The organism is Pseudomonas sp. 10S4 (assembly GCF_034344865.1).
In the GTDB taxonomy this organism is placed as follows: Bacteria; Pseudomonadota; Gammaproteobacteria; order Pseudomonadales; family Pseudomonadaceae; genus Aquipseudomonas.
On sequence record NZ_CP133774.1, the window covers coordinates 3,408,268 to 3,432,532 of the forward strand.

Annotated in this window: 19 protein-coding genes and 2 pseudogenes; 12 read left to right on the forward strand and 9 right to left on the reverse strand. The window is 59.9% G+C overall.

Annotated elements, in window-relative coordinates; all coding sequences use genetic code 11:
- Window positions 1–367: 367 nt before the first annotated feature.
- From emhC to emhA, 3 genes are read right to left on the reverse strand one after another with little or no spacing between them, the layout of a single operon-like run.
- A complete protein-coding gene (gene emhC / locus RHM58_RS15780; protein ID WP_201201328.1) occupies window positions 368–1,828 on the reverse strand; it encodes an efflux RND transporter outer membrane subunit EmhC in 1,461 nt (486 codons plus the stop codon).
- A complete protein-coding gene (emhB, locus tag RHM58_RS15785) occupies window positions 1,825–4,974 on the reverse strand; it encodes an efflux RND transporter permease subunit EmhB (RefSeq protein ID WP_201201336.1) in 3,150 nt (1,049 codons plus the stop codon). Before emhB ends, emhC begins: the two co-directional genes overlap by 4 nt.
- 3 nt (window positions 4,975–4,977) lie before the next feature.
- Window positions 4,978–6,135, reverse strand: coding sequence for an efflux RND transporter periplasmic adaptor subunit EmhA (gene emhA, locus RHM58_RS15790; protein ID WP_201201337.1), 1,158 nt, complete (start codon window positions 6,133–6,135; stop codon window positions 4,978–4,980).
- 266 nt (window positions 6,136–6,401) lie between these two features.
- Here emhA and emhR point away from each other — a divergent pair, with 266 nt between their 5' ends.
- On the forward strand, window positions 6,402–7,034 hold the full coding sequence (gene emhR / locus RHM58_RS15795; protein WP_201201340.1) for an efflux system transcriptional repressor EmhR: 633 nt from the start codon (window positions 6,402–6,404) through the stop codon (window positions 7,032–7,034).
- A gap of 282 nt (window positions 7,035–7,316) precedes the next feature.
- On the opposite strand, the gene RHM58_RS15800 is transcribed toward emhR, so the two are convergent.
- The 3 genes and pseudogenes from RHM58_RS15800 to RHM58_RS15810 all read right to left on the reverse strand — a co-directional run bounded on the left by RHM58_RS15800 (window position 7,317) and on the right by RHM58_RS15810 (window position 9,891).
- Complete coding sequence (locus RHM58_RS15800; protein WP_201201342.1) at window positions 7,317–8,366, reverse strand: alkene reductase; 1,050 nt, start codon at window positions 8,364–8,366, stop codon at window positions 7,317–7,319.
- Between the two features lie 29 nt (window positions 8,367–8,395).
- A pseudogene (locus RHM58_RS15805) lies at window positions 8,396–9,568 on the reverse strand (MFS transporter).
- A 2-nt stretch (window positions 9,569–9,570) separates the two neighbouring features.
- A complete protein-coding gene (locus tag RHM58_RS15810; protein WP_201195345.1) occupies window positions 9,571–9,891 on the reverse strand; it encodes an ArsR/SmtB family transcription factor in 321 nt (106 codons plus the stop codon).
- 170 nt (window positions 9,892–10,061) lie between these two features.
- Between RHM58_RS15810 and RHM58_RS15815 the strand changes: the two genes are divergently transcribed.
- Entirely contained in the window at window positions 10,062–10,640 is a 579-nt protein-coding gene (locus RHM58_RS15815) for an ACP phosphodiesterase (protein WP_201255963.1), read from the forward strand.
- A gap of 126 nt (window positions 10,641–10,766) precedes the next feature.
- On the opposite strand, the pseudogene RHM58_RS15820 reads toward RHM58_RS15815, so the two are convergent.
- Both RHM58_RS15820 and olsB read right to left on the reverse strand, forming a co-directional pair.
- Window positions 10,767–11,557, reverse strand: a pseudogene (locus tag RHM58_RS15820) (lysophospholipid acyltransferase family protein).
- The gene (gene olsB, locus RHM58_RS15825) at window positions 11,557–12,312 is read right to left on the reverse strand and encodes an L-ornithine N(alpha)-acyltransferase (RefSeq protein WP_201201352.1); all 756 of its coding nucleotides are present in this window, start codon (window positions 12,310–12,312) and stop codon (window positions 11,557–11,559) included. The pseudogene RHM58_RS15820 and the gene olsB overlap by 1 nt, the downstream one beginning before the upstream one ends.
- Before the next feature lie 154 nt (window positions 12,313–12,466).
- Here olsB and RHM58_RS15830 point away from each other — a divergent pair, with 154 nt between their 5' ends.
- The 5 genes from RHM58_RS15830 (at window position 12,467) to RHM58_RS15850 (ending at window position 16,933) form a co-directional block, all read left to right on the forward strand.
- The gene (locus RHM58_RS15830) at window positions 12,467–13,354 is read left to right on the forward strand and encodes an acyl-CoA dehydrogenase family protein (protein ID WP_322270718.1); all 888 of its coding nucleotides are present in this window, start codon (window positions 12,467–12,469) and stop codon (window positions 13,352–13,354) included.
- A 185-nt stretch (window positions 13,355–13,539) separates the two neighbouring features.
- Window positions 13,540–14,634, forward strand: coding sequence for a serine hydrolase domain-containing protein (locus RHM58_RS15835; protein WP_201255965.1), 1,095 nt, complete (start codon window positions 13,540–13,542; stop codon window positions 14,632–14,634).
- Window positions 14,631–14,951, forward strand: coding sequence for an amidase (locus tag RHM58_RS15840; protein ID WP_201255966.1), 321 nt, complete (start codon window positions 14,631–14,633; stop codon window positions 14,949–14,951). Before RHM58_RS15835 ends, RHM58_RS15840 begins: the two co-directional genes overlap by 4 nt.
- A 232-nt stretch (window positions 14,952–15,183) precedes the next feature.
- On the forward strand, window positions 15,184–15,774 hold the full coding sequence (locus RHM58_RS15845; RefSeq protein ID WP_201201356.1) for a YceI family protein: 591 nt from the start codon (window positions 15,184–15,186) through the stop codon (window positions 15,772–15,774).
- 1 nt (window position 15,775) lies between these two features.
- Window positions 15,776–16,933 carry a phospholipase D-like domain-containing protein gene (locus tag RHM58_RS15850; protein WP_201255967.1) on the forward strand — a complete coding sequence of 386 codons (1,158 nt, stop codon included), beginning with the start codon at window positions 15,776–15,778 and terminating at the stop codon, window positions 16,931–16,933.
- A gap of 266 nt (window positions 16,934–17,199) precedes the next feature.
- Here the strand turns inward: RHM58_RS15850 and bglX are convergent, their stop codons facing one another.
- Window positions 17,200–19,491, reverse strand: a complete 2,292-nt coding sequence (gene bglX, locus RHM58_RS15855) for a beta-glucosidase BglX (RefSeq protein WP_322270719.1) — start codon at window positions 19,489–19,491, stop codon at window positions 17,200–17,202.
- Between the two features lie 238 nt (window positions 19,492–19,729).
- Here bglX and RHM58_RS15860 point away from each other — a divergent pair, with 238 nt between their 5' ends.
- From RHM58_RS15860 to RHM58_RS15880, 5 genes are all read left to right on the forward strand, one after another.
- A complete protein-coding gene (locus RHM58_RS15860) occupies window positions 19,730–20,338 on the forward strand; it encodes a LemA family protein (protein WP_201255968.1) in 609 nt (202 codons plus the stop codon).
- The gene (locus RHM58_RS15865; RefSeq protein WP_322270720.1) at window positions 20,338–21,291 is read left to right on the forward strand and encodes a TPM domain-containing protein; all 954 of its coding nucleotides are present in this window, start codon (window positions 20,338–20,340) and stop codon (window positions 21,289–21,291) included. The genes RHM58_RS15860 and RHM58_RS15865 overlap by 1 nt, the downstream gene beginning before the upstream one ends.
- Window positions 21,292–21,355: 64 nt before the next feature.
- A complete protein-coding gene (locus RHM58_RS15870) occupies window positions 21,356–22,111 on the forward strand; it encodes a TPM domain-containing protein (protein ID WP_201255970.1) in 756 nt (251 codons plus the stop codon).
- Between the two features lie 43 nt (window positions 22,112–22,154).
- Window positions 22,155–22,772: a TPM domain-containing protein gene (locus RHM58_RS15875; protein WP_322270721.1), complete on the forward strand. Its 618-nt coding sequence runs from the start codon at window positions 22,155–22,157 to the stop codon at window positions 22,770–22,772.
- Between the two features lie 264 nt (window positions 22,773–23,036).
- Complete coding sequence (locus RHM58_RS15880) at window positions 23,037–24,251, forward strand: class I SAM-dependent methyltransferase (RefSeq protein ID WP_201255972.1); 1,215 nt, start codon at window positions 23,037–23,039, stop codon at window positions 24,249–24,251.
- The last annotated feature ends 14 nt before the right edge of the window (window positions 24,252–24,265 follow it).

A 24,265-nucleotide genomic window follows, 5' to 3' on the forward strand; every position in this document is an offset into this window, starting at 1 on the left:
AAGATTCGAAATCGGGGGAAGAACGGGCGAAATCAGCCGGACAGGGCAGGGCGCGGGGGCATGGTGTCGAACCTGTTGTTATTGGTTTTGTGGAGCGAATGGTGCGGGGGATGGGCGGAGGGATTCAATTGGGGAAAGCGGGTTTTGGGCGATTATCGAACGTAAGATGGTTTGGGTTTTTGGGTGAGGTTCAGGGCCTCTTCGCGAGCAAGCCCGCTCCCACATTCGACCGAGTTCCTCCAGGATGAATACGGTTAAATGTGGGAGCGGGCTTGCTCGCGAAGGGGTCATGAGTGTCGACACAACTTTTTCCTGCAGCCAACAAAAAGCCCACCAATCGGTGGGCTTCTTGTTTTTCAAAGCGCTATCAGAACAACTTCAACTTCGGCGCTTCTTCTTTCAACGGCTCGTTCTTCGCCGTTTGTTCGTTCCAGCCACCACCCAGCGCCTTGTACAGATTGACTGCGCTGTTCAACTGCGCCAAACGGTCGGTGATCAGCGCCTGTTGGGCACTGAACAGCTGACGCTGGGCGTCGAGGAAGGTCAGGTTGCTGTCGACACCAATGCGGTAGCGACGCTCGGCCAGACGGTAGTAGTCCTGGTTCGCGGTAACGAAATCACGCTGAGCCTGCAACTGATCGGTGTAGGTCTGGCGGGCAGCCAGGCCGTCGGCGACTTCCTGGAAGGCCGTTTGAATGGACTTCTCGTAGTTCGCCACGCCGATGTCTTTCTGGATTTTCGAGTAATCCAGGCTGGCGCGCAGGCTGCCGGCGTTGAAGATCGGCAGGTTGATCTGCGGCGAGAACAGCCAGGTGCCCGAACCACCCTTGAACAGACCGGACAGGTCCGGGCTCAGGGTCCCGGCATTGGCGGTCAGGCTGATGCTCGGGAAGAACGCCGCTCGCGCCGCGCCGATGTTGGCGTTGGCGGCTTTCAGGTTGTATTCGGCCTGGAGGATATCCGGACGACGTTGCAGCAAGTCCGACGGCAAGCCCGGCGGAACATCGCTCAGCAGGTCATCAGACAGTGGCTTGGCGGCTTGCAGATTGGCCGGGACGCCGGTGCCGAGCAGCAGCACCAGGCTGTTTTCATCCTGGGCGACCTGACGGGTGTACTTGGCCAGTTGCGCCCGGGCGTTTTCCACCGAGGTACGCGACTGCGCCAGGTCCAGGGCCGAAGCGACACCAACTTCGTTGCTGCGCGCGGTGAGCTTGTAGCTCTGCTCGAACGCACCGAGGGTGTCCTGGGTCAGTTTCAGCAGTTCCTTGTCGGCCTGCCAGGTCATGTAGGCGTTGGCCACACTGGCCACCAGGCTGATCTGGGTACTGCGCCGTGCTTCTTCGGTGGCGAAGTACTTCTGCAGGGCTTCTTCGCTCAGGCTGCGAACCCGACCAAACAGGTCGAGCTCATAGGCGCTGATGCCGACCGTGGCCGAGTACGAGCTGCTGATACCCGCTTTACCGCTCGTCGAGGCGTCCGCCGGGAGCCGCTGACGGCTGCCGGTGCCATTGGCCGAGATGGCCGGGTACAGATCGGCACGCTGGATGCGGTACTGAGCGGAGAACGCGTCGATGTTCAGGGCCGCGACACGCAGGTCACGGTTGTTTTCCAGGGCTACCTGAATCATCTGTTGCAGTGCCGGGTCATGGAAAAACTGCTTCCAGCCCTGTTCGGCGGCAGCCTGGCTAGGCGCCTGGGCCGGCGAATACGCCGGGCCTTGCGGGTATTGGTTTGCCACCGGAGCTGCAGGCTGCTGATAGTCAGGAATCAGCGAGCAGCCGCCAAGCACGAAAGCGGCGACGGCTAGGGAGAGTAGCGACTTGCTCATTGGCCAGCCTCTTTAGGAGTTTCAATGGCGTCATCCTGGTCAGTTTTCTTGCGCTGGCCAATGGACGACACGGTAACGAAGAACAGTGGGACCCAGAAGATCGCCAGGATCGTGGCCGTGATCATACCGCCAATTACCCCGGTACCGATCGCATGCTGGCTACCCGAACCGGCGCCAGTGGAGATCGCCAACGGAACCACACCCAGAACGAAGGCCAGCGAGGTCATGATGATCGGTCGCAGACGCATCCGGCAGGCTTCAATAGCCGCCTCGCGCAGGCTGCGTCCTTGCTCGTGCAAGTCCTTGGCGAATTCGACGATCAGAATGGCGTTTTTCGATGCCAGACCGATGGTCGTCAACAGGCCCACCTGGAAGTACACGTCATTGGACAGACCGCGCAGGCTGGTGGCCATCAATGCACCGATGATCCCCAGTGGCACCACGAGCATAACCGCGATCGGAATCGACCAGCTCTCATACAGCGCCGCCAGACACAGGAACACCATCAGCAGCGACAGCGCGTACAACGCTGGCGCTTGCGAGCCGGACAGCCGCTCCTCGTAGGACAAACCGGTCCAGGAAATGCCGACACCGGCCGGTAGTTTCTTGGCGATGGCTTCGACTTCGGCCATGGCTTCACCGGTGGAGTAGCCCGGCGCCGGGGCACCGAGGATTTCCATCGCTTCCACGCCGTTGTAACGGGCCAGTTTCGGCGAGCCGTACACCCACTCACCTTTGGCGAACGCGGAGAACGGCACCATGGTGCCCGCGCTGTTGCGCACGTACCATTTCTTCAGGTCTTCAGGGCTCATGCGAGCGCCTGCCTGACCTTGCACGTAAACCTTCTTCACCCGACCACGGTCGATAAAGTCGTTGACGTAGCTACTACCGAAGGAAATCGACAACGTGCTGTTGATGTCAGCGAGGGTCAGGCCGAGGGCGCTGGCTTTCTCGTCGTCGATTTCCAGTTGGTATTGCGGCTCATCGTTCAGGCCGTTCGGACGCACCTGATACAACACTTTGCTCTGCGCAGCCATACCCAGGAACTGGTTACGGGCAGCCATCAGTTTGTCGTGACCGATACCGGCGCGGTCTTGCAGGAACACGTCGAAACCGGTGGCGTTACCCAACTCCAGTACCGCTGGCGGTGCGAAGGCGAACACCATCGCATCACGGAAGGTAAAGAAGTGCTGCTGGGCGCGGCCTGCCAGGGCAAACACGCTGTTGCTCGCGTCACGCTCGCCCCACGGTTTGAGCATGATGAACGCCAGGCCGGAGCTCTGCCCGCGACCGGCGAAGTTGAAGCCGTTCACGGTAAACACCGAAGCCACCGAACCGGACTCTTTCTCCAGCAGGTAGGAACGCATCTCGTCGATCACCACTTGCGTGCGTTCGGCGCTGGAACCGGCCGGGGTTTGCACCTGGGCGAACAGTACGCCCTGGTCTTCTTCCGGAAGGAACGCAGTCGGAATGCGGGTGAACAGCCAGATCATGCCAACGATGATGATCAAGTAGGCCAGCAGATACGGTGCCTTGTGCGTGAGCATGTTGCCGACACCGCGCTCGTAGCTTTTGACGCCACGGTCGAAGTTGCGGTTGAACCAGCCAAAGAAGCCGCGTTTCGGTGTGCCGTGCTCGCCTTTCGGAATCGCCTTGAGCATGGTGGCGCAAAGCGCCGGGGTGAAGATCAGGGCAACCAATACCGACAAGGCCATGGCCGAGACGATGGTGATGGAGAACTGTTTGTAGATCACACCGGTAGAACCGCTGAAGAACGCCATCGGCAGCAGTACCGCCGACAGCACCAGAGCGATACCGACCAGTGCACCCTGGATCTGCCCCATGGATTTCTTGGTGGCCTCCTTGGGTGACAGGCCTTCCTCGCTCATCACCCGCTCGACGTTTTCCACCACGACAATGGCATCGTCCACCAGCAAGCCGATGGCCAGCACCATACCGAACATGGTCAGGGTGTTGATGCTGAAACCGAATGCCGCGAGGATCCCGAAGGTACCCAGCAGTACTACCGGCACGGTCATCGTGGTGATGATGGTGGCGCGGAAGTTTTGCAGGAACAGGAACATCACCAGGAACACCAGCACGATCGCTTCGACCAGGGTTTCAACCACACCCTTGATCGACTCGGTGACTACTGGCGTGGTGTCGTACGGGAATACCACTTCCATCCCTTGCGGGAAGAACGGCTTCAGGTCGTCGATGGTTTTGCGCAGGGCCTTGGCCGTGTCGAGGGCGTTGGCGCCGTTGGCCAGTTTCACCGCCAGACCGGAAGCCGGCTTGCCGTTGAACTGTGCCGCGATGCTGGAGTTTTCGCCACCCAGACCGACATCGGCGACATCACCGATACGCACTTGCGAACCATCTTTGTTGACCTTCAACAAAATCGCCTTGAACTGCTCGGCAGTCTGCAGGCGGGTCTTGCCGATGATCGTGGCGTTCAGTTGCTGGCCAGGCAGTGCTGGCAAGCCACCGAGTTGACCGGAAGACACTTGAACGTTCTGTGCCGAAATGGCGGCACTGACATCGGCCGGGGTCAGGTTGAAGTTGTTCAGCTTGGCCGGGTCGACCCAGATCCGCATCGCGTACTGGGCACCGAAGACCTGGAAGTCACCGACACCGGCGGTCCGCGAGATCGGGTCCTGCATGTTCGACACGATGTAGTTGGACAAGTCGTCCTTGGACATGCTGCCGTCTTGCGACACCACGCCGATCACCAGCAGGAAGTTTTTCACTGCCTTGGTTACGCGGATACCCTGTTGCTGCACTTCTTGCGGCAGCAGCGGGGTGGCCAGGTTCAGTTTGTTCTGGACCTGAACCTGCGCGGTATCGGAGTTGGTGCCCTGCTCGAAGGTGGCGGTAATGGTCATGCTGCCGTCGGAGTTACTTTCCGACGACACATAACGCAGGTTATCGATACCGTTGAGCTGTTGTTCGATGACCTGCACCACGGTGTCCTGCACGGTTTGTGCAGAAGCGCCTGGGTAGGTCACGGAAATGGCAATGGCCGGTGGTGCAATGCTTGGATACTGGTTAATCGGTAGCTTGAGGATCGATAGAGCCCCGACCAACATGATCACCAGGGCAATTACCCAAGCGAAAATCGGACGGTCGATAAAAAATTTCGACATGGTTTACTCCCCTTTGCCGCTATAAGCCTTGTCAGCTGTCTGTGCGGCGGCCGGGTTTTTCGCAGTTACGTTGGTCGCTTCAGTCGGTTTCACTTCAACACCCGGTTTGACGAATTGCAGCCCTTCGGTGATCAGGCGATCGCCGGCTTTCAGGCCGTCTTCGATCAGCCATTGGCTGCCGACGGTGCGGCTGGCCTTGAGCTGACGCAGTTCGACCTTGTTGTCCGGGCCGACGACCAGTGCGGTCGGCGTGCCTTTGAGGTCACGGGTCACGCCTTGTTGCGGCGCAAGGATGGCGGCAGCGTTAACCCCGGACTGTAATTTGGCGTGAACGAACATGCCTGGCAGCAGGGTGTGATCAGGGTTCGGGAACACCGCACGCAGGGTCACGGAACCGGTGGTCTGGTCGACCGACACTTCGGAGAATTCCAGCTTACCGTCCTGTTTGTACTCGCTGCCGTCTTCCATGGTCAGTTTGACTGCCGCGGAGTTCTCACCGGCCTTTTGCAGGCGGCCGCTTTCCAGTTCGCGACGCAGCTCAAGCAGCTCCACCGAAGACTGGGTCACGTCGACGTAAATCGGGTCCAGTTGCTGAATCACCGCCATGGCATCGGCCTGGCCATTGCTGACCAGTGCGCCTTCGGTCACGTTGGAGCGACCGATACGGCCGGTCAGTGGCGCGTAAACCTTGGTGTAGCGCACGTTGATCTGGGCGGTCTGAAGCGTTGCTTCGGACTGCAAACGGTTGGCTACAGCGGTGTCGTATTCCTGACGGCTGACGGCTTGCTCGTTGACCAGTTGCTTGTAGCGATCAGAAATCGATTTGGTCTGTTGCAGGCTGGCTTCGGCGCTTTTCAGCGTCGCTTCATAGACCGACGGATCGATCTGATAAAGCTGCTGGCCGGCTTTGACATCGCTGCCTTCTTTGAACAGGCGCTTGAGAATGATGCCGTTGACCTGTGGGCGGACTTCCGCGATGCGGTACGCACTCGTACGGCCCGGAAGCTCGGATGTCAGGGTAAAGGCTTGAGGTTGCAGGGTGACGACGCCGACCTGAGGGGCGGGAGGGGCAGGAGGTGCCTCTTCCTTTTTGCATCCGCTGAGCAGTGATGCCAGGGCGACGGCAGTGACCAGAGCGGTAACAGCTGGCTTGAATTGCATGAAAATCCTCGGGTCAGGCGCGCAAAATGCGCACTCGAAAGGTGGAAGGGTAAAAATTAGGCGCTGAGTGGATAAGTAGCTTGCTAAGGAATATACTTACGTTCATGGTTGTTTGTAAATACCTAGGTCGCGTACCCATACCGTTACAAATGCCGCTCAAAGGTTTGAATTGTAGGCCGTAGACGGACCCCAAGAGAGTTCGCTGCACATTTACTCAGCGCGTATTCAGACAGCGCTGAAGCATCCTGATCTGAGGTTGTACTGCCATGGTCCGTCGTACCAAAGAGGAAGCTCAAGAAACCCGAAGCCAGATACTCGAAGCGGCAGAGAAAGCCTTTTATGAAAGGGGCGTGGCGCGCACGACGCTGGCGGATATCGCCACACTGGCCGGGGTTACTCGCGGGGCCATCTACTGGCATTTCAGCAACAAGGCGGATCTGGTGCAGGCCATGCTCGACACCTTGCATGAGCCGCTGGATGAGATGGCCAAGGCCAGTGAGAGCGAGGACGAGCTCGATCCGTTGGGCTGCATGCGCAAATTGCTGACTCATTTGTTTCATCAAGTTGCCCTGGACCCGAAAACCCGACGCATCAACGAGATTCTGTTTCATAAGTGCGAATTCACCGATGAAATGTGTGACCTGCGCCAGCAGCGCCGGACGGTCAGCCTCGACTGCAACGTGCGAATTGCCCTGGCCCTGAGTAATGCGGTGAATCGGGGGCAGTTGCCGAACGATCTCGATACGGCCCGTGCTGCGATCAGTCTGCACGCCTACATCGACGGCATCCTGTATCAGTGGTTGCTGGCGCCCGACAGTTTTGAGTTGCACACCGAGGCCGAGCGCTGGGTCGATATAGGGCTGGATATGCTGCGTTTGAGCCCCAGCCTGCGCAAATGAAACAAAATGCGTAATTGGATCCAGTCGTGTCAATGCTTCATGTAGCAGAAAATCCGTTTTGCTCGCCTTGACTCCGTCGAGTGCTTTTATATACGGACTAGTAGCAGGTTGATAGGTAGTGAACTATGTATTTTGTAGGGATTTTGTTTCGGCCGTGTGAATAATCCCGCTCAAGCGGCCCCAGTCTGCAATCTGTTGAACGCAATACGCAAAAAGCCCCGGCTCTTTCGAGTCGGGGCTTTTGCGTTTCTGTAGGAGCAGCGCTTGCTCCCATGGACATTTTTACAGCGTTGGGTAGTCGATATAGCCCACTGGCCCCTTGCCATAGAACAACTCTGGACGTGCTTCATTCAGCGGCGCATCCGCCTTCAAGCGCGCCGGCAGATCCGGGTTGGCAATGAATGGCACACCGAACGCGACGGCGTCAGCCTTGCCAGCCGCGAGCCAGGCATTGGCGCTGTCCTTGGTGAAACGCTCGTTGGCGATGTACGGGCCGCCGAAGGCTTCTTTCAATTGTGGGCCCAGGCTGTCGCCAGCTTCTTTCTCGCGGGAGCAAATGAAGGCGATGCCGCGTTTGCCCAGCTCACGTGCTACGTAAGTGAACGTCTCGGCCAGGTTGTCGTCGCCCATGTCATGGGAGTCGGCGCGTGGTGACAGGTGCACACCCACGCGGCCAGCGCCCCAGACTTCGATTGCTGCGTCGGTCACTTCCAGCAATAGGCGCGCACGGTTTTCCAGGGAGCCGCCGTAATTGTCGGTGCGCTGGTTGGTGCTGCTTTGCAGGAACTGGTCGAGCAGGTAACCGTTAGCGCCGTGGATTTCCACGCCGTCAAAACCGGCAGCCTTGGCGTTCTCGGCACCGACGCGGTAAGCGTCCACGACGTCGGCGATTTCGGCGATTTCCAGAGCACGTGGCGTTGGGTAGTCGGACAACGGACGAACCAGGCTGACGTGACCCTTAGGCTGGATGGCGCTCGGTGCAACCGGTGCTTCGCCGTTCAGGTACGACGGGTGGGAAACCCGGCCCACGTGCCACAGTTGCAGGAAGATCTTGCCGCCCGCGCCGTGGATCGCTTTGGTCACGTTGGACCAGCCGCGAACCTGGTCGTTGGACCAGATGCCCGGGGTGTCCGGGTAGCCGACGCCCATTGGCGTGACCGACGTCGCTTCGCTGAGGATCAGGCCGGCGGAGGCACGTTGTACGTAGTACTCGGCCATCAGCGCGTTCGGCACACGGCCTTCGTCGGCGCGGCAGCGGGTCAGTGGCGCCATGATGATGCGGTTGGCCAGCTCGACGTCGCCCAGTTTGATCGGATCGAAAATAGTCGTCATGAATACAACCCTCGTGAGGTAGTGGTTAGTTAGTTGGTAGCAGGAGCCAGGTCGGGATTGCCGCTCTGACGGAAAGTAATCAGGGTTACCAGCAGGGCGAGTACCGCCAGTGCGGCTGCCGCGAGGGGCACGCTGGTCAGGCCGAAACCGTGGGCGATGACGCTGCCGCCGACCCAGGCACCGAGTGCGTTGCCGACGTTGAATGCGCCGATGTTCAGGGTCGACACCAGGTTCGGTGCCGCTTTGCCGAAGGTCACCACGTTGATTTGCAGCGCAGGGACGGCGGCAAACGATGCGGTGGCCCAGAGGAACAGGGTGATTTCAGTCGGGATAACCGCGACGCTCGTCCAGGTCAGGATGGTGGAGACCACGGCCATCGAAGCGAACACGCCGATCAGCGTGGCGGCCAGGCGCTTGTCCGCCAGTTTGCCGCCGATGATGTTGCCGACCGTCAGGCCGAGGCCGATTAGCAGCAGCGTCCAGGTCACGCCTTTGGGCGAGACACCGGTGACATCGCCAAGCAGCGGGGCGACGTAGGTGAACAGAGTGAACATCGAGGCGGCGAACAACGCAGTCATGCTCAGCGACAACCAAATCCCGGCGCCTTTAAGGGCGCGCAGTTCGGCGCGCATATCGAGTTTTTCTTCATCGCGCTTGGCCGGCAGGAAACGGATCAGGCCGATCAGTGCAATAACACCGATCACGGTCACCGCCCAGAACGTCGAACGCCAGCCGTATTGTTGACCGAGGGCTGTGCCCAGCGGCACGCCGAGGACGTTGGCCAGGGTCAAGCCGGTGAACATCAACGCCACCGCCGACGCGCGTTTGTTGGCCGGGACCAGTCCTGCCGCCACCACCGAGCCAATGCCGAAGAACGCACCGTGGCAGAGGGCGGCGACGACGCGGGCAAACATCATGCACCGTTGTAGGTCACTGGCCAGAGCGCCGAGAGCAGGTTGCCGACAATAAAAATCCCCATCAACGCTACCAGGGCGGCCTTGCGCGGGAGCCGGGCGGTGGCCAGTGCCATGAACGGCGCACCGATGGCCACGCCCAGGGCGTAACCGGTCACCAGCCAGCCGGCGCCGGGAATCGACACACCAAGGTCCGCCGCCACATCGGGCAGGAGGCCCATGATGACGAACTCGGTGAGTGCCGATGCCGAAGGCGCTCAGGGCCAGAATGAGTAGCGAGAGGGGCATTGTTAAGTCCTTGTCGGAGCACTGAGCTCTTTGACGATGGCGTCGAGGGCCGCTTGAATCACGTCCTCGTTGCGTTTGAAGAAGTGCCATTGACCGGCTTTCTGGCTGCTGATCAGACCCGCACGTTGCAACGTCGCCAAATGTGCGGACACGGTCGACTGCGACAGGCCGCAGCGTTGGTCGATTTGCCCGGCGCAAATGCCGTACTCGTGGTTGTGGATCTGTTCCGGGAACTGAACCTTGGGGTCTTTCAGCCAGATGAGGATGTCTCGGCGTACTGGGTGTGCCAGGGCTTTTATTATTTCGTCGAGGTCGAGGGTCATGGTGGGGGCTCGTGATGAGTAAAACGCTATATCGCGATGAGGCGAACTTTAAATCGTTGAATCGCGATATACCAATATGATTTCGGTCTGACGAACGCATAAATCGGTATATCGGGTTATAACGATATGTTGGTTGTAACGATACCAATGCGCGGTGCTAAGCTGCGCCCATGAATTATCTCGCACATCTGCACCTCGGTGGCCAGCGCCCCGGTCAATGGCTCGGCAGCCTGTATGGCGATTTCGTCAAAGGACGGCTGCAAGGGCAGTTTGACCCGGAGATCGAAGCGGCCATCCAGTTGCATCGCAGCATCGACGTGTTTACCGACCGCCATCCGTTGGTGGACATCGCGTTGTCGCGGTTTTCCATCACCCGCCGGCGTTATGCCGGGATCGTGGTCGACGTGTTTTTCGACCATTGCCTGGCCCGGGACTGGACGCTCTACTCCGACCAGCCGTTGGCGCAGTTCACCTCGGATGTCTATCGCGTGCTCTCTCGCGAGCCGCAGCTGCCGGAACGGCTGGCGCAGATCGCGCCGCACATGGTGGCCAATGACTGGTTGGGTTCTTATGAGGATTTCGAGGTGCTGTCGCAGGTGCTGCGGGGGATTTCCCGGCGGCTGAGCAAACCTGAGGAATTGGCCGGGGCGATGCAGGAGTTGCGAGTGTTGTATGAGCCGTTGAGCGAGGATTTTCGGTTGTTCTATCCGCAGCTTCAGGACTTTGCGCAGAACTACTCAACACCATAAAACCAATATGGGAGCGGGCTTGCTCGCGAATGCGATGGGTCAGTCAGTGATGATGTCGACTGAACCACCGCATTCGCGAGCAAGCCCGCTCCCACAGGGGATATGTGTTCCTTCAGGAGATTTGCATCAAGCCGCGATAGCGGGACGCATCGGCACTTGCTGTTTTTCGGGAATCGCCCCGAACAACGCCTTTTGCACCGCCTGCTGCGCTTCGAACGCCAGCGCTGCACGTTCGCGGCCCTGGCACTCGATCGGCTTGAGCACGTGAATTTCCACCTCCCCCGATCATTGGCAAACAAACGCATCAGGTGCGAGAGCAAATCATCGTCACCAATAAACGGCGCCAGCGTATCGATTTCCCCGTCGCGCAAATAACGAATCGCCACCGGTTGCATCGCCACTTGCGCGTCAATCGCCGCTGACAGCAGGCGACCGTGAAAGGTGCGCAACGAACGGCCATCGGTGGTGGTGCCTTCCGGGAACATCAGCAGCGGATGCGCTTGCTCCAGGTGACGGGTCATCTGTTTGCGGATCAACTGGCTGTCGCCCGAACCGCGGCGGATAAACAAGCTGCCGGCCTTGGCCGCCAACCAGCCGGCCACCGGCCAGGTGCGCACTTCGGCCTTGGACAGGAACGACAGCGGCGTGATCATGCCCAGCAACGGGATGTCGGTCCAGGACACGTGGTTGCTGACCCAGAGCATCGGTTGCTTGGGCAGTTCACCGTGAACGGTCACGCGAAAGGGCAGGGCGTTGCTCAATCGCGCCATGAAAAACCGCGACCAGCGCTGGCGACGGACCATCGAATGGGCAATCCCTGCGCGCTCGAACAACCCGAACACACTGGCCATGGTCAACCCCAGCGCTACCACCACCAGCACTCGCGCAATTCGCGCGTACACCCGGAGGCGACTCATTACATAGCCGCCTTAAAGTGTTTGGCGTAACGCGGGCAGAGTTCGTCGCGCTTGAGCAGGATGAACACGTCGGCGACCTGAAAGTCTTCGTCCCAGCACGGCTCGCCGCAGATCTTCGCGCCCAGGCGCATGTAGGCCTTGAGCAGCGGCGGCATTTCGGCGATCACGTTCGAGGGGATATCCAGTGTCGGCAGCGGCTTTTTCGGCTCGGCCCGCAGGTGTTCGGTGCACAGGTAACGTTCGCGCAGGCGCTGCATGATTGCGTGGGCCTGAATCCCGCCGTCCTGCATCGGAATGCTCGCGCAGCCCATCAAATAGCTGTAGCCGCCCTGGTTGAGGACTTCGGCCAGTTCGCCCCACAACACCGCGATGGTGCCGCCGTTGCGGTAGGCCGGGTCGACGCAGGTGCGGCCGATTTCCAGGATCGGGCCTTTGAGCGCAACCAGCCCGTGCAAGCTGAATTCTTCTTCGCTGTAAAACTTGCCCAGGCTGCTGGCGGCGGTGTGGTCGAGCAAACGGGTGGTCGCGACCAGACGCCCGGTGTTCAAGTCACGCACGCCGATGTGGGCGCAGTGAACATCATAGTCATCCATGTCCAGGCCCAGCTCCGCGCCTTTCAGCTTGGCGTTGAATTCGCCGCTGAAAACGTTGAAGCGCAAGGCCTGCGCTTCTTGCAAGGCCTCGGTGCCGATCAGGCGTTCGGCTTGCAGGCGGCGTTCATTGCCGGTGTCGCTGATGCGGGCGATCTGAGTCATTGCGAATCTCCGTACGGGCCGTTCACCCGTCGTGGGTTGCAGCCGATCGACTTTCTTTATGCAGCCGTGTTGTGCAAAGTCAGGCTATGTAGCCCCGGTGTCATCGCCGTTAAGCTTTGGTGATGCTTATATGACAGCCCACAAGGAGCCTCTTATGCCCTGGCAAACCCTGTTGAATCGCCGCGAACGTCTGCCCGCCAATCCTGACCTGGCCGAAGGCTTTGCGACCTTGTTGCATCAGTTGGGCACGGTCACGCCGTTCGAACTGGCGGTGGCCGGCGCACGCCTGATGGCGACGCCGGGTCTGGCGTTTTTGGTGGGTTATCAGGCGGCGTTGCGTGTGCTGTGGCCGAGCGCGCCGTTGAGCCTCGGCGCCTTGTGCGCGACCGAACAGCGCAGCCTGCGCCCGGCAGACATGCAGACCCGGCTCCAGGACCTGCGCCTGAACGGGCGCAAGGATTTCGTCACCGCCGGCGATGCCGCCGACTGGCTGCTGATCGCCGCCCGCAGCGAAGCACTCGGCGAAGACCCGCGACTGAGTCTGGCGGTGGTGTATCCCGGTGAACCGGGCGTGCGCCTGGAAAAACTCCCGGCCATCGGGCTGATGCCGGACATCAGCCACGGCCGGGTATTTCTCGACAACGCCTTTTGCGAGTTGCTGGCCGGCGATGGCTGGGACGCTTACGTCAAACCGTTCCGCACCCTGGAAGACATCTATGTGTTGAGCGCCATGACCGCGTGGCTGTACGGCGTCGGACAGGACAGCAACTGGCCGCAAACCTTGCAACTGCGGTTGCTGGCGCTATTGGCCGGGTGTGCGGAAGCCAGTCGTCAGGCGCCGAACAATCCGGCTGGGCATGTGCTGTTGGGCGGGTTGTTTGCGCAGTTTGAGGGGCTTAAGGCTGAGGTGGATCAGGCGATGGCCGACGGGTTGCCGCTGTGGGCGACGATGTGGCTGCGCGATCAAGCGGTGATGGAGTTGGCGGCGGGGGCGCGGGGGAAGCGATTGGCCAAGGCACTTGCTGGATCTTCGCTGGATTGACCGGCCTCTTCGCGGGCAAGCCTCGCTCCTACAGGGGATTTGTGTAGGTCACCAATAATGTGCCTCCATAAAACCCCTGTAGGAGCGAGGCTTGCCCGCGAAGACGTAGCCATGGCCGACACAAACTCCAAAACTGTCATCAACCTCGTCTAGGCTCAGCAGATTCATCCCCCCGAGCCCTCACCATGTTCAAAGGCTTGTCCCTGCTTTTCATGCTGCTGCTCAGCGCCACGGCCCACGCCGAAAACTGGCCCGGCGAGCAGTGGTCACAAGGCTCGAAAGTCACTGGTCCGGCACTCGAAGCCCTGGAAACCTACGCCTTCCCAAGCCGCGATGACAGCACCCGAAAAGGCATCCGCACCGACGCCTTGCTGGTCATCCGCGACGGTCAACTGATCTACGAACGCTACGCCGGCCCAACCACCGCCGACACCCCGCACCTGACCTGGTCCATCAGCAAAAGCCTGATGGCCACGGTCCTCGGTGTGGCCTATGGCGAAGGCTTGTTCACGTTGCAGGACCCGGCGGTGAAGTTCTATCCGGCGCTGGAGAATCACCCGGCGATCACCCTGGCCGACCTGCTGCACTGGGCTTCCGGCCTGGACTGGCAGGAAGACTACGAATACGCGCCGCTGAAATCCTCGGTGGTGGCGATGCTCTACACCCGTGGCCACGCGAACATGGCCGCGTTCACTGCCGGGCACGATGAATACGCCGTGCCAGGCCAGGCGTTCCGTTATTCCAGCGGCGACAGCAATCTGCTTTCGGCCGCATTGAAAAACATCGTCGGCCCGAGTCGTTATCCGGACTATCCATGGACCGCGTTGTTCGAACCGCTGGGAATTCGCCAAGCCGTCTGGGAAACCGACGCCAGCGGGACGTTCGTCGCCTCGTCCTATGCCTACCTCACCGCCCGGGATCTGGCGCGGGTCGGGCTGTTGATGGCCCGCGATGGTCGTTGGCAGGATCGACAATTGCTGCCCAAGGACTGGGTCGCCTTCAACCGCGAGCCTTTCGCCGGTTATCGCGCCCATCAGGACGACGCCGTGCCCGGCGGCCAGTGGTGGCTCAATCGCGCGGTGGATGGCGCGACGCAACCATGGCCCGACGCACCGGCCGACACCTTTGCGGCGTTGGGGCACTGGGGGCAGGCGCTATATGTGATTCCTGGCGAAAAACTGGTGATCGTCCGCTATGCCGATGATCGCGATGATACTTATCGGCACAACGAACTGCTCAAACTCGCGCTCAAGGCATTTGCCGAGAAGGTGCAGCCATGAGTTTTATTCGCCGCCGCCCCTTCAGCACGCTGTTACTGCTGCTGTTATTCGCCTTGCTCGGCTGGATCTGGCAGGAGCGGGTCGCGCTGTGGGCATTTCCGGACATCATCAGCGCCTACACCGCCAAGGAATATTGCTCGTGCCGGTATGTGATGAACAACGACGTCGAGTACTGCCGTGGCTACGTGAAGCAGTGGTTGCCCTTCAGCGGGTTTATCGATGACGAAGCCGGAAAACGCGTGACAGTCAGTGGTATGGGACGCAGCAATAACGCGAAGTGGATCAGCGAGCGCCAAGGCTGTCGCCTGCAACCCTGATCTTTGCGAGGCTCTTGTGGTGAGGGGCTCGCCCCCGTTGGAGTGCGAAGCACTCCCAAGTCCATACGATGAATTCCCTCAGGTAGATCACCTTCGCAGGTTTACGTCTGCTTCGCAGCCGAACGGGAGCAAGCCCCCTCACCACAAAAAGCAGGGTGTCAGTGACTGACAGTTTGCAACCCGCCTCAGGCCAGTTAAGGTTCGTGCAGGTTTATCTGCCCCACGAGTGTTTATGTTCAACCGCTTCCTCTCCAAAACCTTCGCCCTCCTGCTGCTGGCCGGTGCCACGCTGTCGGCCCATGCCGATTGGTACCTGGACGGTGAGTCGTCGCGGCTGTCGTTCATCAGCACCAAAAACGCCAACGTCTCCGAGGTGCAGCGCTTTTTGGTCTTGCACGGTAAGGTCGACCCTACCGGGCTGGCGCAGGTCGAAGTCGAGATGGACTCGGTGAACAGCGGTATCCCGCTGCGTGACGAGCGGATGCGCAAGGATCTGTTCGAGATCCAGACCTTCCCCGAAGCGTTGATCACCGCGCAGATCGATCTGCGCCCAATCAACGACCTCGCCCCCGGCGCACAGCTGGAATTGCGTTTGCCGCTGACTGTCAGCCTTCATGGTAAACAACATCAATACAACGCCGAACTGCTGGCGACCCGGCTCGATGACCGGCGCTTTCAAGTGGTGACTCTGGAGCCGCTGGTGATCAACGCTGAAGATTTCGACCTGGCCCCCGGCCTGGAAAGTTTGCGCAAGGTTGCCGGTTTGTCGGCCATCAGTCTGTCGGTGCCGGTGGGTGCGGTACTGATTTTCACGGCGCGCTGACATGGCCGGTGCCGTATTTCCGTGGCGTGAAGGCAACAGCTTTGAATTGCTGATCGACGGTCCGCAGTTCTTTCCGCGGATGTTGGTGGCGATTGCCCGCGCTGAAGAGCAGGTCGAACTGGAGCTGTATCTGGTGGAGGCGGGCGCCTGCGCCGAGGCCATGGTCCAGGCATTGGTTCAAGCCGCCGAACGTGGTGTGCGAGTGCGTTGCCTGTTCGATGACTACGGCAGCCTGGCGTTCACGTTAAACCTGCGCCGACGATTGACGGCTGCCGGGGTGGAGTTGCGTTTTTACAATCGCCTGAGCTGGCGGCGTTGGGTCGGCAACTTCTATCGCGATCACCGCAAGCTGTTGCTGGTGGATCAGAACATGGCAGTGGTCGGCGGCACCGGGGTCACCGACGAATTCTGGACGCCGGGCGAAGACACCAGCGAATGGCATGAAGTGATGGTGGAAATCACTGGCCCGCTGGTGCTCGACTGGCAATTGCTGTTCGACCGCCAATGGATCGCCAACCGTCACCGCCGCGCCTGGCGACCGGCCTCGCACTTCGGCCTGCCGCGTTTGCCGCGCGTACCGTCCGTGGGCGAGGGTATGGGCCGGGTTGCCTATGCCGATGCCCGTCAACACCGGGATATTTTGCAGTCGCTGTTCCGCGCGTTGAATAGCGGCCAACGCCGGATCTGGCTGGCCACGCCGTATTTCCTGCCGACCTGGAAAGTTCGCCGCTCGTTGCGCAAGGCTGCCGCGCGCGGCATCGACGTGCGCCTGCTGCTGACCGGGCCGCGCACCGATCACCCGTCGGTACGCTACGCCGGGCATCGCTACTACCCGCGACTGCTCAAGGCCGGGGTGAAAATCTTCGAGTACCAGCCGTGTTTCCTGCACCTGAAAATGGTGCTGGTGGACGACTGGGTGAGCATCGGTTCGTGCAACTTCGACCACTGGAACTTGCGCTTCAACCTGGAAGCCAACCTCGAAGCGCTGGACCCCGGATTGACGGCGGCGGTGACGGCGAGTTTCGAGAAGGACTTTGCCCAGAGCCAGGAAGTCAGCCTCGAGGCATGGCAACGCCGACCGCTGTGGCGGCGGGTCAAGCAACGGATTTGGGGATGGGTGGATCGGGTGGTGGTGAACATTCTGGATCGACGCGGATAGTCGCTTACACCGAATACCAATGTGGGAGCGGGCTTGCTCGCGAAGACGGCTTAACGGTCGACAAATTTGCTGACTGACAGACCGCTATCGCGAGCAGGCTCGCTCCCACATTGGATTGGCGTCGAACACAAAATTTGATCGCAACTCGAAACAACTGTGGGAGCGAGCTTGCTCGCGATGGCGGTTTAACAGTCAACGTAGATGTTGGATGTTATGACCTCATCGCGAGCAAGCTCGCTCCCACAGGTTTTGTGGCGTCTGGATAATTACAGCAATTCAAAGCTCTGCTGCGTCACGTCCTGGGAGTCCAGGCCGATCTGCACGTTGAACTTGCCCGGTTCCGCAGCGTATTTGAGCTGGGCGTTGTAGAACTTCAGGTCGTCCTCGGTAATGGTGAAGTGCACGACTTTCTGTTCGCCGGCCTTGAGCATTATTTTCTGGAAGTTCTTCAGTTCCTTGACCGGGCGGATCATCGAGCCGGTCACGTCCTGGATGTACAACTGCACCACGGTTTCGCCGTCACGCTTGCCGGTGTTTTTTACCGTGACACTGGCGTCGAGTTTGCCGGTCTTGTTCAGGGTGGTCGACGACAGGGCCATGTCGTCCACGCTGAAACTGGTGTAGCTCAAGCCGAAACCAAACGGGAACAGCGGCCCGGTGGTGTCATCGAAATACTGCGAGGTGTAGTTGCCCGGTTTGCCCGGCGTGAACGGCCGGCCAATGCTCAGGTGGTTGTAGTAGGTAGGAATCTGACCCACCGAACGCGGGAAGGTGATCGGCAGTTTGCCCGACGGGTTGTAGTCGCCGAACAGCACATCAGCGATGGCGTTGCCGCCTTCGGTGCCGCTGAACCAGGTTTCCAGGATTGCATCAGCCTGGTCTTTCTCTTCGACAATCGACAGCGGACGGCCGTTCATCAATACCAGCACCAGTGGCTTGCCGGTGGCTTTCAACGCCTTGATCAGCTCACGCTGATTGGCCGGGATGTTCAGGTCGGTACGGCTCGACGACTCGTGGGACATGCCACGGGATTCGCCGACGGCTGCCACAACCACGTCAGCATCCCTGGCGGCTTTCACCGCTTCGTCGATCAGCACTTGGGCCGGGCGTGGATCATCCACCACTTCCGGGGCATCGAAGTTCAGGAAGTTGAGGTAATCGAGGACTTTCTTGTCGCTGGTGATGTTGGCACCGCGCGCATAGATCAGCGTCGCTTTGTCGGCCATGGCGGCGTTCATGCCGTCGAACAGCGTGACTGATTGCGCCGGTTTACCAGCAGCGGCCCAACTGCCCATCATGTCGATTGGCGCTTTGGCCAGTGGACCGACCAAGGCAATTTTCGCGGTTTTCTTCAGCGGCAGGGTTTCGTTCTGGTTTTTCAGCAACACCTGGCTGCGGCGTGCAACGTCACGGGCTTGCGGGCGGTGCAGACGACTTTCAGCGTAAGTGTCGGCCGGGTCATCTTCAGCCTTGCCGATGCGCAGGTACGGGTCCTTGAACAGGCCCATGTCGTACTTGGCGCCGAGCACTTCGCGCACGGCGTTGTCGATGTCTTTCTGTTCGATTTCGCCAGCCTTCAACAGCCCGGGCAGCTCTTTGCCGTACAGGGTGTCGTTCATGCTCATGTCGATGCCGGCCTTGATTGCCAGCTTCGCTGCTTCACGACCGTCCGCCGCGACGCCGTGCTTGATCAGCTCGAAAATCGCCCCGTGGTCGCTGACTGCCAGGCCCTTGAAGCCCCATTCCTTGCGCAACAGGTCGTTCATCAGCCAGGTGTTGGCGGTGGCCGGCACGCCGTTGATCGAGTTCAGCGCAACCATGACCCCGCCAGCACCGGCGTCGATGGCGGCGCGGTAGGGCGGCAGGTAGTCCTGGTACATTTTGACCGGGCTCATGTCGACGACGTTGTAGTCGCGACCGCCCTCGACCGCGCCGTACAAGGCAAAGTGTTTGACGCTAGCCATGATGCTGTCGGCGGCGTTGGCGCCCTGGCCCTGAAAGGCCTTGACCATTACGCCGGCAATCCGCGACACCAGATAAGTGTCTTCACCGAAACCTTCGGACGTGCGGCCCCAGCGCGGGTCGCGGGAAATGTCGACCATCGGCGCGAAGGTGATGTCGAGGCTGTCGGCGGAGGCTTCCTGGGCGGCAATGCGCCCGGAGCGGGCGATGGCGTCCATGTCCCAGCTTGAGGCCAGGGCGAGGCTGATCGGGAAAATGGTCCGGTGGCCGTGGATCACGTCATAGGCGAAGAACATCGGGATCTTCAACCGACTGCGCATGGCCGCGTCCTGCATCGGACGGTTTTCCGGGCGGGTAATGGAGTTGAACGTACCGCCGATGTTGCCGGCTGCGATTTCCTTGCGGATCAGCTCGCGCGGCATTTCCGGGCCGATGCTGATCAGGCGCAACTGGCCGATTTTTTCATCGAGGGTCATCTGCTTCATCAAATTGCTGATGAAAGCGTCCTTGTTCTCTAGAGGTGCGGGGGTCGTGGCGGCCAATACGTTATGACTGGCCAGGCTGACGAACAGGCCCAGCAAACACAGCTTCTTCATGAATAGTTTTCTCAAAGGCCTAAACGGCAGTGAATACGCACCGGTCAGCCAAAATTTAGGGAGCGACTATTGTTGTTCAAGTAAATGCAGCACACTTCTGACGCGTTTTAGTACTGGGGGCATCTTTTAGCCCATTGGCACGCTGCAATCCAGTGGCGGCGGCAGATTTTGCCCCAAGAGCCCGATTCAAAGGTTACAGGCAGTTTTTCAACGGATTGTGCACGGGAGCATCACTTACATGAATGTACGACTCAACTATCGCCCGGCCCTGCGAGTCGCAGCGCTGATGCTGCTGACCACGCTGCTGGCCGGCTGCGGCATCAACAACATCCCGACCCTCGACGAACAGGCCAAAGCCGCTTGGGGCCAGGTGCAGAACCAGTATCAGCGCCGCGCCGACCTGATTCCCAACCTGGTGGAGACCGTCAAGGGCTACGCCAAGCACGAAGAAGAAACCCTGACCGCGGTGATCGAAGCCCGGGCCAAGGCGACGTCGATCCAGGTTGATGCCAAGACGCTGGATAACCCGGAAAAACTCAAACAGTTCCAGCAGGCCCAGGATCAGTTGACCGGTGCCTTGAGTCGTTTGATGGTGGTGTCCGAGCGCTACCCGGACCTTAAGGCCAACCAGAATTTCCTGGCGCTGCAATCGCAACTTGAAGGCACCGAGAACCGCATCGCCGTGGCCCGCCGCGACTTCATCCTCGCGGTGCAGAAATACAACACCGAAATTCGCACCTTTCCCGGTCGCCTTTGGCACAGCGTGATGTACAGCGATTTGCCGATCCGCGAAACCTTCGAAGCCACCAGCCCGGACGCCGAAAAAGCGCCGCAAGTTAAATTTTGATGGGCGGCGTACAGCGCGTGCTGCAGAGCACGCTGCTGTCGCTGTGGCTGGTTAGCAGTTGCGCCGTGATGGCGCAGCAACAGGCTCCAACACCCACGGACGGGTTAGCGTTGCGCCAGGCGCAACCCGTTTCGCAGGTCGAGCCCAAACCGGTCGCCGCGACGGCAGAGCCCCTGGAAAGTCTGTTTCCCCAACTCACCGGACGAGTCGTCGATACCGCTCAACTCTTGACGCCTTCGGCGGTGCTTTACCTTCAGCAGATGCTTGAACGCCTGGAACAGTCCACGAGCGATCAAGTGGTGGTGGTCACGGTCCCGAGCCTGGGTGGCTACAGCATCGAGGAGTTCGGTGTGCAACTGGTCCGGCACTGGGGCATCGGGCAGAAGGACAAAAATAACGGCGTCCTGCTGCTGGTGGCGCGCGATGAGCGAAAGGTGCGGATCGAAGTCGGGTCCGGACTGGAGGGGCAGATCAATAAGATGTGGGCCGGATATATGATCAATGAATCGATCGTTCCTTATTTCAAGGATGATCTGTATTCATCAGGGATCATTGCCGGGACGACCTCAATCGTAAGAATGCTTGTGCCCACCGATGTACCAAGGGTGGTCAGTCGTTCGGTGGAAAGAAGTTGGCTAGAGTTGATTGACTGGGTTTGGTGGGTAAAGGCGGTGTTCTTTATTGTCTTTCTGGGGATTCTAGTCGCGGCGTTTCTCGGCTCGTGGCGAGAGAAGGAGTACTTCCCGTCCGAGACTGACAAATACACGCCTGACGATGAAGACGATGACAGTCTGCTTCGACGGGAATCGAAGGCTGATCAGGAATCGAGTTGGAGCTGGAGCTGGAGCAGCAGTTCCAGTGACGTTGACGATTCCAGCAGCAGTTCGAGTTCCGATTCGAGTTCTGATTCGGACTCGGACTCGAACAGATCCTCGAGCAGCGATGACAGCTAATAGCAGTGGCGGGGCTTCCGGCAGTTGGTAGTGCGCCGGGTGAATGATTAAGGAAGAGGTGCTGATGGGAATCTTCAAATCCGGCCTGGTGCTGTTGCTCTGGGTGTTTGCAGTCACGGCTCAGGCCGAGTTGAAGTTCCCGCCACTGACCGGTCGGGTGGTGGATGACGCCCAACTGATTGAGCCAGCGGTGCGCGAGCAACTGACCCAGCAACTCCAGGCCCACGAAGCCGCCACCGGCGAGCAATTGGTGGTGGTGACGTTGCCGGACTTGCAGGGCACCGACATCGCCGACTTCGGCTATCAACTCGGTCGCGCCTGGGGCATCGGCCAGAAAGACAAGAACAACGGCGCGCTGCTGATCGTCGCCCGCGATGAGCGCAAGCTGCGGATCGAAGTCGGTTATGGTCTGGAAGACAGGCTGACCGATGCCCAGAGTTCGGTGATCATCAACCAGGTGATCACCCCGGCGTTCAAGACCGGTAACTTCAGCAAAGGTATCAGCGACGGGGTCGCGGCGATGCTGGTGGTGTTGGGCGGCAGTCCGCTGGATGAGCCGTCGACGGTGTATGACTCTGGCGGCAATCAGGAAAGCGATTTTGTTTCGCGTCATCCGGGCGTTTTCGTGTTCCTGGTGATGCTGTTCATCCTGACGATTTTCATCCTGCAGATGCTCGGTATCCTGCCCGTCGGCCGAGGCGGTTCAGGTGGTTCGAGTGGCGGATTTGGCGGCGGTGGTTTTGGTGGCGGCGGTGGAGGCGGGGGCTTCAGCGGCGGCGGGGGCAGTTTCGGGGGCGGCGGTTCGTCGGGCGGCTGGTGATAACACTGCCAATAAAAACAACAGCGAACAGGCACTTAAAAACATGGCATTACTGACTGAACACGAACAACGCAAAGTCGCCGAGGCGATTGCCCGGGTCGAGCGCGAGACTGACGCCGAACTGGTGACGGTACTCGCGGCCCGCGCTGACGACTACGCGTACATACCGCTGCTGTGGGCCAGTTTGCTGGCGCTGGTGGTGCCGGGTGTCGTGCATTACCTGACTGGCGCGCTGACCATGCACAGCCTGTTGCTGGTGCAGTGGGCCAGTTTTATCGTGCTGTGCCTGGTCTTCCGGATTCCGAAAGTCACCACCCATCTGATCCCGCGTCGAGTTCGCCACTGGCGCGCCTCGAACCTGGCGCGGCGGCAGTTTCTGGAACAGAACCTGCACCACACCATCGGCGGCACCGGAATGTTGATCTTTGTCTGCGAGGCCGAGCGCTATGTGGAGATTCTGGTGGATGAAGGGATTTCCAAGCGGCTGGATGACAAGAGCTGGGACGCGATTGTCGCGGCGTTTACCCAGCAGGTGAAACAGGGTCAGACGCTGCAAGGGTTTGTGACGTGTATCGAGGCGTGCGGCGAATTGCTCAAGGTGCATGTGCCGGTGACGCAGGTGAGGAATGAGTTGCCGAATCGGCTGGTGGTGTTGGGCTGATTTAACCTACCGAATTGACACACATTATTGTGGCGAGGGGCTTGCCCCCGTTCGGCTGCGAAGCAGTCGCAAACCGGTTAGCACCGTCTAACTAAAAGAATGCCGGGGCCGCTGCGCAGCCCAACGGGGGCAAGCCCCCTCGCCACAGGGATCTCACTTCGACTCAGGATTCGCACCGTTCGGGAAATTACCCGTGCCCTCAATCCCCATCCCCCTAAAATACCCGCCATTCCCCGATTCGCACCGCCCGAGGCCGTTTTCTCCATGTCTGTCACCGCCACTCCCGCCAGCCTCGCGCCGGATCACCACGCCCAGTTCATCGACCTGTTGCAAGCCAGCCTCGACGCCAACGCCTTCATCAAACTGGTGCTGGCCAAGTACGTCGGCAGCGAAGTGGACTTGCAGCGGCTGATCATCAAGCAACTGACGGTTAAGGATCAGCCTTGCCTATCCTTCGTCTACCGCTACAAGACCCGCGACATCACCAAGAACTTCCCGGTGGCCGAAGGCGTGGCGACCATCGCCGCGCTGCTGCCAGAAGCGTTTAAAAATGCGCATTTGCTGTCCCTGACCGACGAAGCCCAGCTCGAATACAGCAAAAAGGGCAAATCTTCGCTGTTCAAGAGCAAACCTCAGCAATTGCGCGAAGTACCGTCCGCCGAACACAACCGTGAGAAAAACCGCTTCCTCGACCTGAGCCGGCCGTTCCTCAAGGACCTGGGCGTGACCAATGCGCAGCAGGAACTGATCCCGGCGATGTCGCGCAAGTGGAAGCAGATCAACAAGTTCATCGAAGTCTTCAGCCATGCCCTGACCACCTCGCCGCTGGCGCTGGACAAACCGGTGCGGGTGGCGGATTTCGGTTCGGGCAAGGGTTACCTGACGTTCGCGATCCACGACTATCTGCGCAACACCTTGAAGGCTGAAGGCGAAGTCACCGGCGTCGAGCTGCGTGAAGAAATGGTCAATCTGTGCAACACCGCCGCCGCGAAGCTCGAGCATCCGGGGCTGGTGTTCAAGTGCGGGGACGTGCGCAGCGTGGCGCCGAGCGAACTGGACGTGATGATCGCCCTGCATGCCTGCGATATCGCCACCGACTACGCGATTCACACCGGCATTCGTTCCGGCGCCTCGATCATCATGTGCTCGCCGTGCTGCCACAAACAGATCCGCCTGCAAATCCAGAGCCCGGCGCTGCTCAAGCCGATGCTGCAATACGGTTTGCACCTGGGCCAGCAGGCGGAAATGGTTACCGACAGTTTGCGCGCGTTGTTCCTTGAGGCCTGCGGCTACGAGACCAAGGTGTTCGAGTTCATCTCACTGGACCACACAAACAAGAACAAGATGATCCTGGCGGTCAAACGCGCCGAGCCGGTAGACCCGGCCCAGCTGTTGGTGAAGATTCAGGAACTGAAGGATTTCTACCAGATCACGGAACATTGTCTGGAAACCTTGCTGCGGGCTGACGGCCTGCTCTGATCCCCTGTGGGAGC